The sequence below is a fragment of the Ruegeria sp. YKSD163 genome, from assembly GCF_059612905.1.
The window spans coordinates 74,489-90,049 of record NZ_JBXWRM010000017.1 but is presented as its reverse complement, the minus strand read 5'-3'; the positions used below and the strand labels follow the sequence as shown (position 1 = coordinate 90,049).

Below are 15,561 nucleotides of genomic sequence, written 5' to 3'. Positions count from 1 at the left end.
AAGCGGCCACTCGCGGCAGCGCGCCTCAAACGCGCTCAGCTCTACCTCGGCCTGACTTTCCAGCCCCACCATGGCAAAGACCTGCACCTCGAACCCCAGTTCGCGGGCATTGACCTCGGCGTGATAGCCCCGGATCAGCCCCGCATCCTCAAGCGCCCGGACCCGCCTGAGACAGGGTGGTGCCGAGATTCCGACCCGCTTGGCCAGCTCGACATTCGTCATGCGGCCATCCGCCTGAAGCTCCGCCAGAATCTTGCGGTCAATCTCGTCCAGCCGGTGCGCGACCATGAACAACTCCCGTTTTTTGCGGTTCTTATAACAGCCCCGGTCGGCTGCGCAATAATCTTTCGCATATGCGCAATTTTCTTCCCGTGCCTTGCCGGATCACGGCCCCCGGCCGATCGACACACGCGAATGTGCAAAGGGGTTTAAGAGACCGCGCCGGACGGCTATATCCCCTCTTCGACGGGCGGTGCGCCGCCAGCCAACTGCATTGGGGATATCATGGCCGAGACACGTCACACCAAGGTTCTGATCATCGGCTCGGGGCCCGCGGGCTATACCGCCGGTGTCTATGCCAGCCGCGCCATGCTGGAGCCGATCCTGGTTCAGGGGATCGAACCGGGCGGCCAGCTGACCACCACCACCGAAGTCGAGAACTGGCCCGGCGATACCGAGGTGCAGGGCCCCGACCTGATGGTGCGGATGGAGGCCCACGCCAAGGCGATGGGCTGCGAGATCATCGGCGATATCATTACCTCGCTCGATACCTCGGCCCGCCCCTTTGTCGCCAAGGGCGACAGCGGCACCACCTATACCGCCGAGGCGGTGATTCTGGCGACCGGTGCACGCGCCAAATGGCTGGGGATGGAGAGCGAGGAGAAATTCAAGGGCTTTGGCGTCTCTGCCTGCGCCACCTGCGACGGGTTCTTTTATCGCGGGCAGGAAATCGTGGTGATCGGCGGCGGCAATACGGCGGTCGAAGAGGCCCTGTTTCTGACCAATTTCGCCTCCAAGGTGACGCTGATCCACCGCCGCGACGAGCTGCGCGCCGAGAAGATCCTGCAGGATCGCCTGTTCAAGAACGAAAAGATCGTGCCGCTCTGGTTCAACCAGCTGGAAGAGGTCTATGGCACCGATGCCCCGCTGGGTGTCGAAGGGGTCAAGGCGCGCAACGTCAAGACGGGCGAGATCACCGACATCCCCTGCAAGGGCGTGTTCGTGGCCATCGGCCACGCGCCCGCCAACGAATTGGTCAAGGATGTGCTGGAACTTCACAATGGCGGCTATGTCAGCGTGAAACCCGGCACCACCGAAACCTCGATCCCCGGCATCTTTGCCGCCGGTGACCTGACCGACCACAAATACCGCCAGGCGGTGACCAGCGCCGGCATGGGCTGCATGGCCGCGCTTGATGCCGAACGGTTCTTGGCGGAGCAGGAGTGATCCGTTGATCGTCTTCTCCGGCACTGTCTGGAGAATACTGTTCGCCGATCAGGCCGGGGCGCCCACCGCCCCGGCCCGTGCGCCCGAAGGGCGGTTTCATCATTCCGGCCAAAAGGCGCTTTATGCCTCGCTGACGCCCGAGGGCGCAGGCGTGGCGATCCGGCGCTATGTGGGGCCACAGGACCCACCCCGTGCGATCGTGCCGCTTTTGGTGACTGATGCTCGGCTGGCCGATCTGCGCGGCCGCCCCGAGGTTTCGGTGGTCTGGCAGGATATCCGCGCCTCCGGCGCCCCCGCACCCAGTTGGGCCTATTCCGACACGGCCCGTGCCGAAGGGGCGCAGGGCCTGCTCTATTCCTCGCGCTCGCGTCCCGAGCTGAGCCATATCGTGCTGTTCGGCCACGGCCCGGTCAGGGCAGAAGGCGCGCCGCCCCTGCCCTGGCCTGGCCCCGAACTCACCACCAGCTGACTTGACCGCCCGGCCCCGGCCCCACACACTCGGGTTCGGGACCACAAGAGACGGGCGGCATGGGCACAAGCGCACTCTGGCGGGGCAGTCTGGCGACACGTCTCAGGATCGCAACCGGGCTGATCCTGTTCGCCTATGCCTTCTTTCACTTCGTCAATATCGGGTTGGGCCTGATCAGCCCCGTCTGGATGGCGGCGTTTCAGGATGCCCGCCAGATCATCACCCGCAGCCTGCCGGGCTCGATCCTGCTCTATGGCGCATTGCTGATCCATGCCGGGCTGGCACTGACGGGTCTGGCGCGGCGGCGCTCCTTGCGCATGCGGCCGGCCGAGGCGATTCAGCTAGGGCTGGGCCTGCTGATCCCGCTACAACTGATCGCGCATCTGGTCCACACCCGCTATGCCCACGAGGTTCACGGCGTCAATGACGAGATGAGCTATCTCATCATCCTGATGTGGCCCAATATCTCGATCTGGCAACAAAGCGGGCTGTTGCTGGTGGTCTGGATTCACGGCTGTATCGGTCTGCATTTCTGGTTGCGACTGACCAACTGGTGGCGCGCCTGGGTGCCCTGGATGATCGGGCTGGCGGTTCTGGTGCCCGCCTTCGCGCTGGCCGGGCTGCTGACCGAGGGTCGGCGGATGTTCGCTATCTTCACGGACGATGCGCAACGGCCCGGTTACATGGAGGCATTCAACTGGCCCGATACCGAGACCTTTATCGAGCTCTTTGCGGTCAAGGACTGGGGGCTGGCCTTGTTCTGGGGGTTGCTGGCACTGGCGGCGACAATCCATCTTGTGCGCAAGCTGATGCGTCGGCGCAACGCGGTGCGCATCCGCTATGTGGACGGGCCCGAGATCGTGTCCGAGCGGGGCCTGACCCTGCTTCAGATGTCGCGCAGCCACGGGGTGCCCCACACCGCGCTTTGCGGCGGCAAGGGGCGCTGCACCACCTGCCGGGTGGTGATCGAGGAGGGGGCCGATCTGCTGCACCCGCCCTCTGAGGTAGAGCTGCGCTCGTTGCGGGCTGTCGGGGCGCCGCCCAATACCCGGCTGGCCTGCCAGATACGACCGACCGATCCGGCCACCGTCTTTCGCGTGTTCCGCCCCGAAGGCGGCCGCAGCCGCGCCCATGCCAGCCAGGGACAGGAACGGCAACTGGCGGTGCTGTTTCTCGACATGCGCGGATTTACCGCCCGCACCACCGGACAGTTGCCCTATGACGTGGTGTTCCTGCTCAACCGCTTCTTCGATGCGATCGTCCCCTCGGTCGTCGGCGCGGGCGGCACGGTGGACAAGTATCTGGGCGATGGCTTCCTGGCGGTGTTCGAGGCCCGCGACGCCCAGACCTCGGCCCGTGCCGGGATCGAGGCCGCGCGCAGTATCGGCGCCGCACTTAAGGTGTTCAACCGGACCCTTGCCGCAGAGGGTACGCCGCCCGTACGGATCGGGATGGGGCTGCATCTGGGTAATCTTGTGCTGGGCGAGATCGGTGCCGCGGGCCATGCCCCCCGCACCATCATCGGCGACACCGTGAACGCCGCCAGCCGGCTAGAGGCGGAGACCAAGGCGCTGGGAGTTGAACTGCTGATTTCCCATGCGGTTCTGGAGGCGGCCGGGGTCGAAACAGACGGGCTGGAGCTCAGTGAATTCACCTTGCGCGGGGTGCCGCAACCGGTGAGCGCCCTGGCCGTTACCGCTGCCGCAACGCTGTCATTGGGGCAGCCCAGCGACGAACAGCGTTCCGATTAGCCCGGCAAACCGGGGAATGAGCCGAAAAAGTTTCACCTTTTTTGGTCAAATCCGGCAAAAACCTTTTGATTTGTCACGGAATGGCACAATTCGTCCTTTGTTGCGCCGCAGTCCTAGACAATCTGCGGCCCACAGGTCTATTGCACCGCCAGCACAGACCCCTCAACACAGTGACCTTACAGATCAAGAGTATCGACATGACCATGCTGAGCAACCTCGCTCCGATCCCGGAACTCTATGTCTCCTACGACTCGGCGCAGAAACTGAAGATGGAGGCGGCCGAGCTGAAAAGCCACGATCTGTCTCCGCGCCAGATCTGCGACCTCGAACTCTTGATGAACGGCGGCTTCTCGCCCCTCAAGGGATTTCTGGGCGAGGCCGACTATGACAATGTCGTCGAGAACATGCGGCTGGCCGACGGCACCCTCTGGCCCATGCCCATCACGCTGGACGTCAAGGAAGAGTTCGCCGACGGGATCGAACTGGGTCAGGACATCGCGCTGCGCGACCAGGAGGGCGTGATCCTCGGCACCATGACCGTGACCGACAAATGGGTGCCCAACAAGGCGCGCGAGGCCGAGATGGTCTTTGGCGCCGACGATCAGGCGCACCCTGCGGTCAACTACCTGCACAACGTTGCGGGCAAGGTCTATCTGGGTGGCCCGGTGACCGGCATCCAACAGCCGGTGCATTACGATTTCCGCGCCCGCCGCGACACCCCCAACGAGCTGCGCGCCTATTTCCGCAAGGTGGGATGGCGCCGCATCGTCGCCTTCCAGACCCGCAACCCGCTGCACCGGGCGCATCAGGAACTGACCTTTCGTGCCGCGCGCGAGGCGCAGGCCAACCTGCTGATCCATCCGGTTGTCGGCATGACCAAACCGGGCGACGTCGATCACTTCACCCGCGTGCGCTGCTACGAGGCGGTGCTGGACAAATACCCCGCCGCCACCACCTCCATGAGCCTGCTGAACCTGGCCATGCGTATGGCTGGCCCGCGCGAGGCGGTCTGGCACGGGCTGATCCGCAAGAACCACGGCTGCACCCATTTCATCGTTGGCCGCGACCATGCTGGCCCCGGCAAGAACAGCCAGGGCCAGGACTTCTATGGCCCCTATGACGCGCAGGAACTGTTCAAGAAGCATCAGGACGAGATCGGCCTGGAAATGGTGGACTTCAAGCACATGGTCTATGTGCAGGAGAAGGCCCAGTACTATCCCGTCTCCGAAGTCCCCGAGGGCGACACGGTGCTGGACATCTCGGGTACCGAACTGCGTCGCCGCCTGCGCGAAGGGCTGGAGATCCCCGAATGGTTCTCCTTCCCCGAAGTGGTAAAGGAACTGCGCCGCACCTCGCCGCCGCGTTCGAAACAAGGCTTTACCGTGTTCTTCACCGGCTTCTCGGGCTCGGGCAAGTCGACCATCGCCAACGCGCTGATGGTCAAGCTGATGGAGATGGGCGGCCGCCCGGTCACCCTGCTGGACGGCGACATCGTGCGCAAGAATCTCAGTTCCGAACTGGGCTTTTCGAAAGAGCACCGTGACCTCAACATCCGCCGAATCGGCTATGTTGCCAGCGAGATCACCAAGAATGGCGGTATCGCGATCTGCGCACCGATCGCGCCCTATGCCACCACCCGCCGGGCGGTGCGCGAGGACATCGAACAGTTTGGCGCCTTTGTCGAGGTGCATGTAGCCACCACGATCGAGGAATGCGAGCGCCGCGACCGCAAGGGCCTGTACAAGCTGGCCCGCGAGGGCAAGATCAAGGAATTCACCGGCATCTCGGACCCCTATGACGTGCCCGAGAACCCTGAACTGCGCGTCGAGACCGAAAATGTCGAGGTCGACAACTGCGCCCATCAGGTGCTGCTGAAGCTGGAAAACATGGGGCTGATCGCGGGCTGAACGCCTATCCCAGAACGCAAGAAGGCCCGGGATCGCTCCCGGGCCTTTGTCATTCTTGTCTACAGGTCGTCCAGGATCATCTGCGCCGCCCGCGCCTCATGCGCGGCATAGGGGGCAAGCTGGTCCTTGAGCGCGCGCAGATCGGGCAACCGGGCAGCGTAGTCCTCGGCACTCATCGCCATGACCGCGCGGCGAATATCCTCTTCGCCCTGACACAGGATCATCGCGCGGGTGTCGACGAAATCAGCGATATTGGGACAGCCCCAATAGATCGGCACCGTTTCGCAGAGCACCGCATCCAGCAGTTTCTCCGAGAAATAGTTCCGCTCCTGCACATTCTCAATCACCACCGAATAGCGATAGGGCGTCAGCCCGTCGGCCTTGCTATCAAAGGGCTGATAGCCCCGCCCCAGCACTGCTACGTCCTGACCGCTGGCGCGCACCCAATCCACCACCGCATGGCGCAGCTTGTGGCCCGTACTGTCCCGCTTGGCCGAGGCGATGAGCGAGCATTGCGCCACCTTCTCGGGTGTCAGGTCGCGCCACTCGGGCACCCAAGTCGACCCAAAGAGCAACAGCCGCGCATTGGGCAACCGGTCCACCGCCTCTTGGTTAAAGGTCAGGACCCGGTGAAAGCGCCGCCAGGTGAGGCGCAAGAGCGCGTAATGCTTGGCATGGATCACCGCAGGTTCCGCCATGATCAGCGAGATGCGCGCGCGCGTCCCCCGGTTCAGCCGGAAGTGGGTTCCGGTGCGGGGATAGACCAGCAGGTGATCCCCCGCCCCCAGATCACCCAGGGTCTTGCCCACCAGCCGCTCGGGGCATCCCAGCGGCCAGTTCAACCGGTCGAGCGGTGTGCCGGACAGTGACGGCCCAAGTTTCATGCCATAGGGCAGAACAGCAATGGCGGGATCGGACATGCGCTTATCCCGGCAGGTGGACCTGGCCGCGCATCAGGACATATCCCTGCCCGGCGACCTTGATCCCCGTCATCGCCTCGGGTGGTCCCAGGCGCGTGACGCGCGCCTGACCGGGGCGGCCCATGCCATGCCCCTGCTCTGCGATGAACGTGTCTTTTGCCATCAACCCGTGATGCCACAGATATGCGGCCATGGCCCCTGTCGCCGATCCCGTGAACGGATCCTCGGGCGGGCTGGGCGGCGCCAACAGCAGCCGGGCAAAGGTATCGCCCGCCTCGGTCGCGCCCTCGAGCGTGACCAGAAACGGCTCCAGCATGTCCGATCCGTCATAGCCAAGCCCCGCCGCCATCCGGGTCAGCGCCGCCACATCCAGCCGCGCGGCCTCGAGCGCGGTTCGGTCGCGCAATACGGTGATGCAAAACGGCAGCCCGGTCGACACCATCTGCGGCGGCGACACGATGGCCTCGGGCGGCAGGCCAATGACCCTTGCCACCTGCTCGGCAGGCACCAGCGTGCCGAATTGGGGCGCCACCTGGGTCATCTCGATCTCGTCCCCCGAGATGCGGATCGGCACCAGCCCGGCGCCGGTTTCCAGCACCAGATCGGTCTTGTCGATGAAACCGCGCGCGCTGAGCGCGGCGACGGTTGCGATGGTGGGATGGCCGGCAAAGGGGATCTCGCGGCTGGCGAGGAAATAGCGCACCTTCAGATCGGCCACATCCGATGGGCCGGTAAAGGTGCATTCGACCAGCGAGGTTTCCCGGACAAAGCTCATGCAGGTCTCGACCGACAGGGCCGCGCCACCATGCACCACGGCGCAACCATTGCCGCCAAAGGGGCGGTCGGTGAACGCGTCCACCCAGTCAAAATCGTACCAGTTCATCCGCGATCCTTTCGCCATCTGCCCGCAGAACCGCATGTTTCGGCGGTTCCGCCGCAAATGTCACGCGGGAAATCCGGCCCTGTTGCGGGCGCGGATCAATGCACCGCGACGGGCGACAGATCGTTCTGGCGTGCCAGCACAAAGGCCATCCGCCGGTCGGCCACCAGCGCCAGCTGCTCGCCAGCGGCGTTATGCACCGCATAAAGGTGATCACGCCCGCCCGCCTGTTGGCGGACCTCGTCGGGCAGATCGGCAACATCGACCGCCTTGACATAGACGATCCGGTCGCCGTCATCCTTGAAATCGAACGGAGTATGCATTGCTTACCCTTTCCTGATGTTGATCGTCTGAACCACCGATTGCGGCACCGCGCGGCTGAGATCGACATGCAACAGACCGTTTTCCATCACGGCCTCGCCCACCTCGACCCCTTCGGCCAGCACGAACATGCGCTGGAACTGACGCGCGGCGATGCCACGGTGCAGGAACACCCGCCCCTCGCTGTCGTCGCTCTGACGGCCACGGATCACCAGCTGACGATCCTCGACCGTGATCGACAGATCCGCCTCGGCGAAACCGGCCACCGCAAGGGTGATCCGATACGAGGTCTCGGAGGTCTGCTCGATATTGTAAGGAGGATAGCCCTCGTTCCCGGACTTCGCCGAACGCTCCAGCAGCCGTTCCAACTGCTCGAAGCCCAGCATATGTGGGTAAGAGCCCAGAGTAAGTTTCGACACGTTTCTCTCGTCCTTGTGGTCAAAGCGACGTTCACGCGCGGCCCCGAAACCGGCAACCGCTTGACACAGAATATGGGAAGAAATCGGACACACCACAAGGTCTGGCCGAAATCAGAGTAAAAGCGTATTCTTTGCAGCACCTTGGAAACAGACCTGCGAGTCGCCCGAATGAACGCACCCAGTGATATGTCGATGAAAACGGATGAGGTTCTGCGGGTCGAACTGGAAGTATTCCGGCGCCAGCACCGCGACCTGGACGAGGCCATCGCCGCGCTGGAGGAAAAGGGCACCGCCGATCAGTTGACGGTGAAACGACTGAAGAAGCAGAAACTGCGCCTCAAGGACATCATCGCGATGATCGAGGACCGCCTGACCCCCGATATCATCGCCTGATCCGGCCTGTCCCGGCACGCCGCCATACCGCATTGCCAGTTGGCCGGTTTTGGCTATAGTGCGCGCTCTTTCCACAGAGGACGGGGCACATGGCCGGGGTCAAGGTAGGGATCATCATGGGCAGCCAGTCGGACTGGCCGACCATGAAGGGTGCGGCGGAAATTCTGGATGAGCTGGGCGTGGCCTACGAGGCGCGGATCGTCTCGGCGCATCGCACCCCGGACCGGCTGTGGGACTATGGCCGTGCCGCCGTGGGGCGCGGCTTGCAGGTGATCATCGCCGGGGCCGGCGGGGCCGCGCACCTGCCGGGCATGATGGCCTCCAAGACGCGGGTGCCGGTGATCGGTGTGCCCGTGCAGACCCGCGCCCTGTCGGGGGTCGATTCGCTTTATTCCATCGTGCAGATGCCCAAGGGCTATCCGGTTGCGACCATGGCGATCGGCGCGGCGGGGGCGGCCAATGCGGGGCTGATGGCCGCCGGTATCCTTGCCTTGCAGGATGCGGGCTTGGCCGAGCGGCTGGACGCCTGGCGCACGGCGCTATCGGCCTCGATCCCCGAGGAGCCGGTCGATGAGTGAGGCGCTGAAACCGGGGGCCCGGATCGGTATCCTGGGCGGTGGCCAACTAGGCCGGATGCTGTCGGTTGCGGCCGCGCGGCTGGGTTTTGTCACCCATATCTATGAACCCGGCGCCAACCCGCCCGCCGGTCAGGTGGCTGATCGGGTCACCACCGCAGGCTATGACGACGCCGAAGCACTGGCAGAGTTCGCCGCCTCGGTCGACGTGATCACCTATGAGTTCGAGAACATCCCGACCGAGGCGCTCGATATCCTTGAGGCCCACCGCCCGATCCGCCCCGGGCGAGAGGCGCTGCGGGTCAGTCAGGACCGGCTGACCGAGAAGAGCTTTCTGCGCGATCTGGGCCTGATGACGGCGCCCTTTGCCGATGTCACCGATCTGGCGAGCCTCGAGGCCGCGATTGGTGAGATCGGCACGCCCGCGATCCTCAAGACCCGCCGCTTTGGCTATGACGGCAAGGGACAAGCGCGGCTGAAAGCGCCCGAGTATGCCGCGGCGGCGCTGGCGGACATGGCGGGCGCGCCCGCGATCCTGGAAGGGTTTGTGCAGTTCACCCACGAAGTCTCGGTCATCGCCGCGCGCGGGCTCGACGGACAGGTCGCCTGTTTCGACCCCGGCGAGAACGTGCATCGCGACGGAATCCTGCACACCACCTCCGTGCCCGCGCGGCTGAGCGCGGCGCAGCGTACCGACGCGGTGTTGCTGGCGGCTCGGATCCTGAACGCGCTCGACTATGTGGGCGTGATGGGGGTTGAGTTGTTCGTGACCCCTGCCGGGCTGATCGTGAACGAGATCGCGCCCCGTGTGCACAATTCCGGGCACTGGACGCAGAACGGCTGCGCCGTGGACCAGTTCGAGCAGCATATACGAGCGGTGGCAGGCTGGCCGCTGGGCGACGGGCAGCGGCACGCGGATGTTGTCATGGAGAACCTGATCGGCGCCGATATGGATCGGGTGCCCGAGCTGGCCACCGAACGCGATCTGGCGCTGCATCTCTACGGCAAGGCCGAGGCCAAACCCGGTCGCAAGATGGGACATGTCAACCGGATACGGCGTGGCGGTTGAGGCAGGCGGCGAAATCCGGCACGGATTTCGCGCGCCCCGCCGACGGCCCGTTGGGCCTGAGACGGGGCGCAGCCCGTATCGCGCTGCGCGCGATGCCTCCGGCGGGAGTATTTGCCTGCAAAGTGAATGAGTTCAGGACAGGAAACGTGTGGCCACATCCCCGGACATGTAGCTGACCCGGCCCGCGGCAAACGTCGCGGCGACCCTTTGGCTCTGCGCGTCGAGGATCACCAGATCGGCACGTTTGCCGGGTGCCAGTTCCCCCCGGTCGGTCAACCCCAGCACCCGGGCCGGGCTGCTGCTGACCAGCGCCCAGGCGGCGGCGAGGTCGAGAAGCCCCGTACGGACCAGCATCAGCGCCGCGCGGCGCGGGCTGGGATAGTGGTAGTCCGAGGCGAGCGCGTCACACAGTCCCATGGCAATCAGGTCGAGCGCGCTGACATTGCCCTTGTGCGAGCCGCCACGCACAACGTTGGGTGAGCCGAGGATGATATGGCCGCCGCCCCCGCGTACGGCCTCAGCGGCCTCGAGCGTCTCGGGAAACTCCGAGATCGTCAGCCCGCGTCGCTGCCAAGTGGCGCAATCGGCGGCGCTGTGGTCGTCATGACTGCCCATGTGGACCCCCCGCCGGTGCAGGTCGGCGCAGAGTTCATCCAGAGCTTTCGGCACCTGCGGGCCATTTGCATGCAGCGCCTTCAGCAGTTCCAGATGTGCCTCGGGGCTGCGGCCCGCCTTCAGCGCCTGCCCCGCCAGCCGTGGCGGCTTGCGTCCCTCGGCCAACCGCTCATGCGGCAAATGATCGTTGAATACAACGTAAGGAACCTGCCATTCCACGAGCCGCTCGGGCAGTGTCGCGTAGTCTTCGAGCAGATGGGTTTCGAAACGCAATTGCGGGATCAGATCCGTAACCAACCCGTCCCGGACCTGTCGGATCGCCTGAAACACACCTGCGGCGAAATCGGGACCGCGCAGACCGCCCTCCCAGCTCCAGAATTGAGCCAGTACAGCGGTGGTGATCCCGTTGGCCGCCAGTTCCGCCTCGGCGGCCACAACGCCTTCGGTCATTTCCTTCATCGCTCCCCGGCGCGGCGCCATGTGCCGCTCGAACCCGTCGCCATGCAGATCGACAATACCGGGCAAGACCAGGTAGCCGCTCAGATCGACGCGGCGCCCGGCGAGGGCGTCAACCACCTGCCCACCCGACAGGAACAGGTCGCAGCGCGCGGGGCCATCGGGCAAAAGCACCTCGGCGCCGGTCAGGGTCACCTCAACGCTGGTCATCGATCTCTCTCTCCCGGTGCTTCCCAACACTCGCTGCGCAGGCAGACGCGATCTATCGTTTCGAAAACGGCGTCGAGCCAGGTCAGGTCGGCATCGAAATGCCCATTCTCGATGAAATGCAGGGTCTGTGCGATGACACGCGGGTTGTTCATCATGAAGGTATGGGTGACCGGCAACACCAGATGGTCGGTCATGCCCGCCACCCGCGTCGAGGCAACCGAGACCTTGCCGTCATCGGGGCCAGGGATGATCGACGAGAAGATCGGGTTGAGCGACTGATCGCCCGCGATCACGCCAACCGGGTAATCCACCGGTGGCAAGCTGCGCGGGACACTGTCCGGACCGGTACCCAGCGCCAGGCCCGCCGGACCATTCAGGCGGCCGAACACCTCCCAGGCGCCCAGTTCGTCGACCAGTTCGCTGCCCTGGTTTGGCGGCGCCAACAACACCACCCGGCCCAGATGGGCGGGCCGGTTGCTGAGCAGCCAGTAACGGATCAGGATGCCTCCCATGGAATGGGCAACCAGATGCACCGTCTCGTGGCCACAAGCGGATATCGCTGGCGGCAGGGTTTCACGCGCCAGTTCCGGGATGGGCATGTCGGTCGAGGGATAGCCGGGACGCACCACCCGTAGACCGCGCGCCTCGAACACCTGATCCATCACCGTCAGCGACGCCTCGGTCCGCGCCAACCCGTGCAGCAGCACGACACAGTCGGCCCAGAGGGCACTGGGCAGCAGGCAGAGGAATAGAACAGGCAGGCATCGCATGGGCGCGGCATACTGCGAATTGCTACGCAACGAAAGGCTCAAGCAGCCGGTGCGCGGCGGATCGACAGCGCGATCCCGCCCAACAGAACCGCCCCGCCAAGAAGAAGGCGCAGCGGGGCCGTCTCGCCCAGCAGCAGCACGCCCCCCAGCACCGCGATGACCGGTGCGCTCAGTTGGACCGTCGCCGCCCGGACCGGCCCCAGGGCGGGCACCAGCCGATACCAGAGCGCATAGCCAAGACCCGAGGTCACCGCCCCGGAGACCAGCGCCAGCAACACGCCCTGCCAGGTCATGGCAGGCAGCCCCGCCAACGGCAGGATCGCACCAGCGGTCAACGGCAGGGCCATCACGAAATTGGCCCCCGTCGCGGCTAGTGCATCCGCTTCGCCCCGCCCTGCCAGCGTATAGGCAGCCCAGCCGATCCCGGCGAGCACCATCAACCCGGCCCCTGCCGCATCGACGCGAAAGGCGCTCGCTGGCCACAGAACCCAGACCAGCCCGGCAAAGGCAATCACCGCGCCAGTCAACTGCCGACGCGTCGGCGGCGCTCCCGTGGCTGCGCTCCAGCCGAACATGGCGATCTGCACGACACCGAACAGGATGAGCGCACCCAACCCGGCATCCAGCGTCAGATAGGCCAGTGAAAAACCGACCATATAGAGGGTCAGCGAACCGGCCCCCAGCAACCGGCGTCGGTGCCAGAGGGGCAGCCGCTGGCGCTGCGCGAGAACGAGCAGGGCAAGCATCATCGCTCCGGCCAGCACCCGAACGATGGCAAAGCCGCCCGGATCGGCCCAGCCGCCGGCCACCGCCAGACGGTTCAGGACCGAATTGGCGGCAAAGGCGGTCATGGTCAGGGCGGTAAGCAGGAACAGTCGCATACACCCGGATTACCGGATCACGCGCCGATACAACAGACACATACGCGTCAGCGCGGCTCCAACGCGAGCGGATAGACCAGCCGCGCCTCGGGCACATTGCCGCCCGGCCCGGCCAGCATCAGATGGTCGTTGGGATAGGGCGCGTGCAACGCCGATGCACGGGCACGCGAAAAACCGCGCGGCTCGTAATAGGCGGGATCGCCCAGCACCACGATGGTCAGGTCGCGCTCTGCCGCCCATTTCAGGGTCAGTTGCAACACTTTCGAGCCGATCCCACGCCGCTGCGCCTTGGGCGCAACCGCCAGCGGGGCCAAACACAGCCAGCCGTCGGGTGCGCGCATCCACGACAGAGCGGCATAGCCCAGCAACTCGCCAAATTCCTGAAAGGTGATCTCGGTGGCGATGTCCCGGTCGGCGCGTAATTCGCGCACCAGCTCCGCCTCGGCCCCGGTATCGAAGGCCGAACGCAGCAAGGCATCGACCAGATCGGGGAATACGGCGGGCGGAAATGGTCTCATGCAAAGCTCAACTTTCGCTAGACTGAGGGCGGTTCAGTTCGCCCCGATCGGCGGGTTCGGCATACACCGCATGGCCCGCAAGGTCACGGTCACCCAAGTGTTTTCTTTCCCCGTAAACGAAACCGGCGAGACTCTGCCTGCTGCGGCGGTTGGAAAAACAAAGGGGCCGCCCATGGGCGGCCCCGGTATTCTACTGCGAAGGGTTTGTATCACATAGGCCCAGAGGCCTATGAACACGCACCTTTGACAGATGATGTTCAGGCGAAATCGCCTCTTACATCATGCCGCCCATGCCGCCCATGTCGGGCATGCCGCCGCCTGCGGGGGCGTCTTTCTGCGGCTTGTCGGCGACCATCGCTTCGGTGGTGATCAGCAGGCCAGCAACCGAGGCCGCATCTTCCAGAGCGGTGCGGACAACCTTGGCCGGGTCGATCACGCCGAACTTGAACATGTCGCCATATTCTTCGGTCTGCGCGTTGAAGCCAAACGCTGCATCGCCCGATTCACGCACCTTGCCGGCAACCACGGCGCCGTCGACGCCTGCGTTCTCGGCGATCTGGCGCAGCGGCGCTTCGATGGCCTTGCGCACGATGTTGATACCGGCGGTCTGGTCGGCATTTGCGCCTTCGAGGCCCTCGAGGCCTTTGCCAGCCTGAACCAGAGCGACACCGCCGCCCACAACGACACCTTCCTGCACGGCAGCGCGGGTGGCGTTCAGGGCGTCATCGACGCGGTCCTTACGCTCTTTCACTTCGACTTCGGTCATGCCGCCGACGCGGATCACGGCAACACCGCCGGCCAGCTTGGCCACGCGCTCTTGCAGTTTCTCACGGTCGTAGTCGCTGGTGGTTTCTTCGATCTGGGTGCGGATCTGAGCCACGCGGGCTTCGATCTCGGCCTTCTCGCCTGCGCCATCAACGATGGTGGTCTCGTCCTTGGTGATCGAGATTTTCTTGGCGGTGCCCAGCATGTCCATGGTCACGGACTCGAGCTTCATGCCCAGGTCTTCGCTGATCACCTGACCGCCGGTCAGGATGGCGATGTCCTGCAGCATGGCCTTGCGGCGATCGCCGAAGCCCGGTGCCTTGACGGCTGCGATCTTCAGACCGCCGCGAAGTTTGTTGACCACCAAGGTTGCCAGAGCTTCGCCTTCGACATCCTCAGCAATGATCAGGAGCGGCTTTTGCGACTGGATCACCTGCTCGAGCAGCGGAACCATCGGCTGCAGCGAGGACAGTTTCTTCTCGTGCAGCAGGATCATGCAGTCTTCGAGCTCTGCGATCATCTTGTCTGCGTTGGTCACGAAATAGGGCGACAGGTAGCCGCGGTCGAATTGCATGCCCTCGACCACGTCGGTCTCGGTTTCCAGGCCCTTGTTCTCTTCGACGGTGATGACACCCTCGTTGCCGACCTTCTGCATCGCTTCGGCGATCTGGCGGCCGATTTCGGTTTCGCCGTTGGCCGAGATGGTGCCAACCTGCGCCACTTCGGCGCTGTCGTTGACGGGGCGCGCAGCGGCCTTGATGGCCTCGACAACCTTGGCGGTGGCCAGGTCGATGCCGCGCTTCAGATCCATCGGGTTCATGCCGGCGGCAACCGATTTCATGCCTTCCTTGACGATAGCCTGGGCCAGAACCGTCGCGGTGGTGGTGCCGTCGCCGGCCTCGTCATTGGTGCGGCTGGCGACTTCTTTCACCATCTGCGCGCCCATGTTCTCGAACTTGTCTTCCAGTTCGATTTCCTTGGCGACCGACACACCGTCCTTGGTGATGCGGGGCGCACCGAAGCTCTTGTCCAGAACCACGTTGCGGCCTTTAGGGCCCAGGGTCACCTTGACCGCGTCGGCCAGGATGTTGACGCCCTTGAGCATCTTGTTGCGGGCTTCGGTATTGAACTTGACGTCCTTAGCAGCCATGTTCTTTCTCCTTGAGAAATGTGTTTGGAATGATGCGACCAGAGAT

General features: G+C 64.5%; 17 protein-coding genes. 7 read left to right on the top strand and 10 right to left on the bottom strand.

What is annotated here, in order from left to right; all coding sequences use genetic code 11:
- On the bottom strand, positions 1–288 hold a 288-nt coding region (locus AC2FNA_RS19325; RefSeq protein ID WP_496829334.1), incomplete at its 3' end, for an Lrp/AsnC family transcriptional regulator.
- A 216-nt stretch (positions 289–504) separates the two neighbouring features.
- Between AC2FNA_RS19325 and trxB the strand changes: the two genes are divergently transcribed.
- From trxB to AC2FNA_RS19305, 4 genes are all read left to right on the top strand, one after another.
- Complete coding sequence (gene trxB, locus AC2FNA_RS19320; protein WP_496829332.1) at positions 505–1,446, top strand: thioredoxin-disulfide reductase; 942 nt, start codon at positions 505–507, stop codon at positions 1,444–1,446.
- 4 nt (positions 1,447–1,450) lie between these two features.
- Positions 1,451–1,915 carry an RES family NAD+ phosphorylase gene (locus AC2FNA_RS19315; RefSeq protein ID WP_496829330.1) on the top strand — a complete coding sequence of 155 codons (465 nt, stop codon included), beginning with the start codon at positions 1,451–1,453 and terminating at the stop codon, positions 1,913–1,915.
- Positions 1,916–1,974: 59 nt separating this feature from the next.
- On the top strand, positions 1,975–3,666 hold the full coding sequence (locus tag AC2FNA_RS19310; RefSeq protein WP_496829328.1) for an adenylate/guanylate cyclase domain-containing protein: 1,692 nt from the start codon (positions 1,975–1,977) through the stop codon (positions 3,664–3,666).
- 197 nt (positions 3,667–3,863) lie between these two features.
- The gene (locus tag AC2FNA_RS19305; RefSeq protein WP_496829326.1) at positions 3,864–5,573 is read left to right on the top strand and encodes a bifunctional sulfate adenylyltransferase/adenylylsulfate kinase; all 1,710 of its coding nucleotides are present in this window, start codon (positions 3,864–3,866) and stop codon (positions 5,571–5,573) included.
- Between the two features lie 59 nt (positions 5,574–5,632).
- Here the strand turns inward: AC2FNA_RS19305 and AC2FNA_RS19300 are convergent, their stop codons facing one another.
- The 4 genes from AC2FNA_RS19300 to AC2FNA_RS19285 form a co-directional block, all read right to left on the bottom strand.
- On the bottom strand, positions 5,633–6,493 hold the full coding sequence (locus tag AC2FNA_RS19300) for a hypothetical protein (RefSeq protein WP_496829324.1): 861 nt from the start codon (positions 6,491–6,493) through the stop codon (positions 5,633–5,635).
- Positions 6,494–6,497: 4 nt separating this feature from the next.
- Positions 6,498–7,376 carry a PhzF family phenazine biosynthesis protein gene (locus tag AC2FNA_RS19295; RefSeq protein ID WP_496829322.1) on the bottom strand — a complete coding sequence of 293 codons (879 nt, stop codon included), beginning with the start codon at positions 7,374–7,376 and terminating at the stop codon, positions 6,498–6,500.
- A gap of 95 nt (positions 7,377–7,471) precedes the next feature.
- Positions 7,472–7,696, bottom strand: coding sequence for a DUF1150 family protein (locus AC2FNA_RS19290; RefSeq protein ID WP_496829320.1), 225 nt, complete (start codon positions 7,694–7,696; stop codon positions 7,472–7,474).
- Between the two features lie 3 nt (positions 7,697–7,699).
- Positions 7,700–8,113 carry an Hsp20 family protein gene (locus AC2FNA_RS19285; protein ID WP_011046644.1) on the bottom strand — a complete coding sequence of 138 codons (414 nt, stop codon included), beginning with the start codon at positions 8,111–8,113 and terminating at the stop codon, positions 7,700–7,702.
- A 168-nt stretch (positions 8,114–8,281) separates the two neighbouring features.
- On the opposite strand from AC2FNA_RS19285, the gene AC2FNA_RS19280 reads away from it, so the two are divergent.
- The 3 genes from AC2FNA_RS19280 to AC2FNA_RS19270 all read left to right on the top strand — a co-directional run bounded on the left by AC2FNA_RS19280 (position 8,282) and on the right by AC2FNA_RS19270 (position 10,150).
- The gene (locus AC2FNA_RS19280) at positions 8,282–8,506 is read left to right on the top strand and encodes a YdcH family protein (protein ID WP_234139327.1); all 225 of its coding nucleotides are present in this window, start codon (positions 8,282–8,284) and stop codon (positions 8,504–8,506) included.
- An 89-nt stretch (positions 8,507–8,595) separates the two neighbouring features.
- The gene (gene purE / locus AC2FNA_RS19275; protein WP_234143158.1) at positions 8,596–9,084 is read left to right on the top strand and encodes a 5-(carboxyamino)imidazole ribonucleotide mutase; all 489 of its coding nucleotides are present in this window, start codon (positions 8,596–8,598) and stop codon (positions 9,082–9,084) included.
- Complete coding sequence (locus tag AC2FNA_RS19270; RefSeq protein ID WP_496829317.1) at positions 9,077–10,150, top strand: 5-(carboxyamino)imidazole ribonucleotide synthase; 1,074 nt, start codon at positions 9,077–9,079, stop codon at positions 10,148–10,150. Before purE ends, AC2FNA_RS19270 begins: the two co-directional genes overlap by 8 nt.
- Before the next feature lie 132 nt (positions 10,151–10,282).
- Here the strand turns inward: AC2FNA_RS19270 and AC2FNA_RS19265 are convergent, their stop codons facing one another.
- The 5 genes from AC2FNA_RS19265 to groL form a co-directional block, all read right to left on the bottom strand.
- Positions 10,283–11,431: an alpha-D-ribose 1-methylphosphonate 5-triphosphate diphosphatase gene (locus tag AC2FNA_RS19265; protein WP_496829315.1), complete on the bottom strand. Its 1,149-nt coding sequence runs from the start codon at positions 11,429–11,431 to the stop codon at positions 10,283–10,285.
- Positions 11,428–12,201, bottom strand: coding sequence for an alpha/beta fold hydrolase (locus tag AC2FNA_RS19260; protein WP_496829313.1), 774 nt, complete (start codon positions 12,199–12,201; stop codon positions 11,428–11,430). The genes AC2FNA_RS19265 and AC2FNA_RS19260 overlap by 4 nt, the downstream gene beginning before the upstream one ends.
- A gap of 38 nt (positions 12,202–12,239) precedes the next feature.
- Positions 12,240–13,082, bottom strand: coding sequence for a DMT family transporter (locus tag AC2FNA_RS19255; protein ID WP_496829311.1), 843 nt, complete (start codon positions 13,080–13,082; stop codon positions 12,240–12,242).
- Positions 13,083–13,129: 47 nt separating this feature from the next.
- Positions 13,130–13,600, bottom strand: coding sequence for a GNAT family N-acetyltransferase (locus tag AC2FNA_RS19250; RefSeq protein WP_496829310.1), 471 nt, complete (start codon positions 13,598–13,600; stop codon positions 13,130–13,132).
- Between the two features lie 274 nt (positions 13,601–13,874).
- Positions 13,875–15,515, bottom strand: coding sequence for a chaperonin GroEL (groL, locus tag AC2FNA_RS19245; protein ID WP_496829308.1), 1,641 nt, complete (start codon positions 15,513–15,515; stop codon positions 13,875–13,877).
- Between the last annotated feature and the right edge of the window lie 46 nt (positions 15,516–15,561).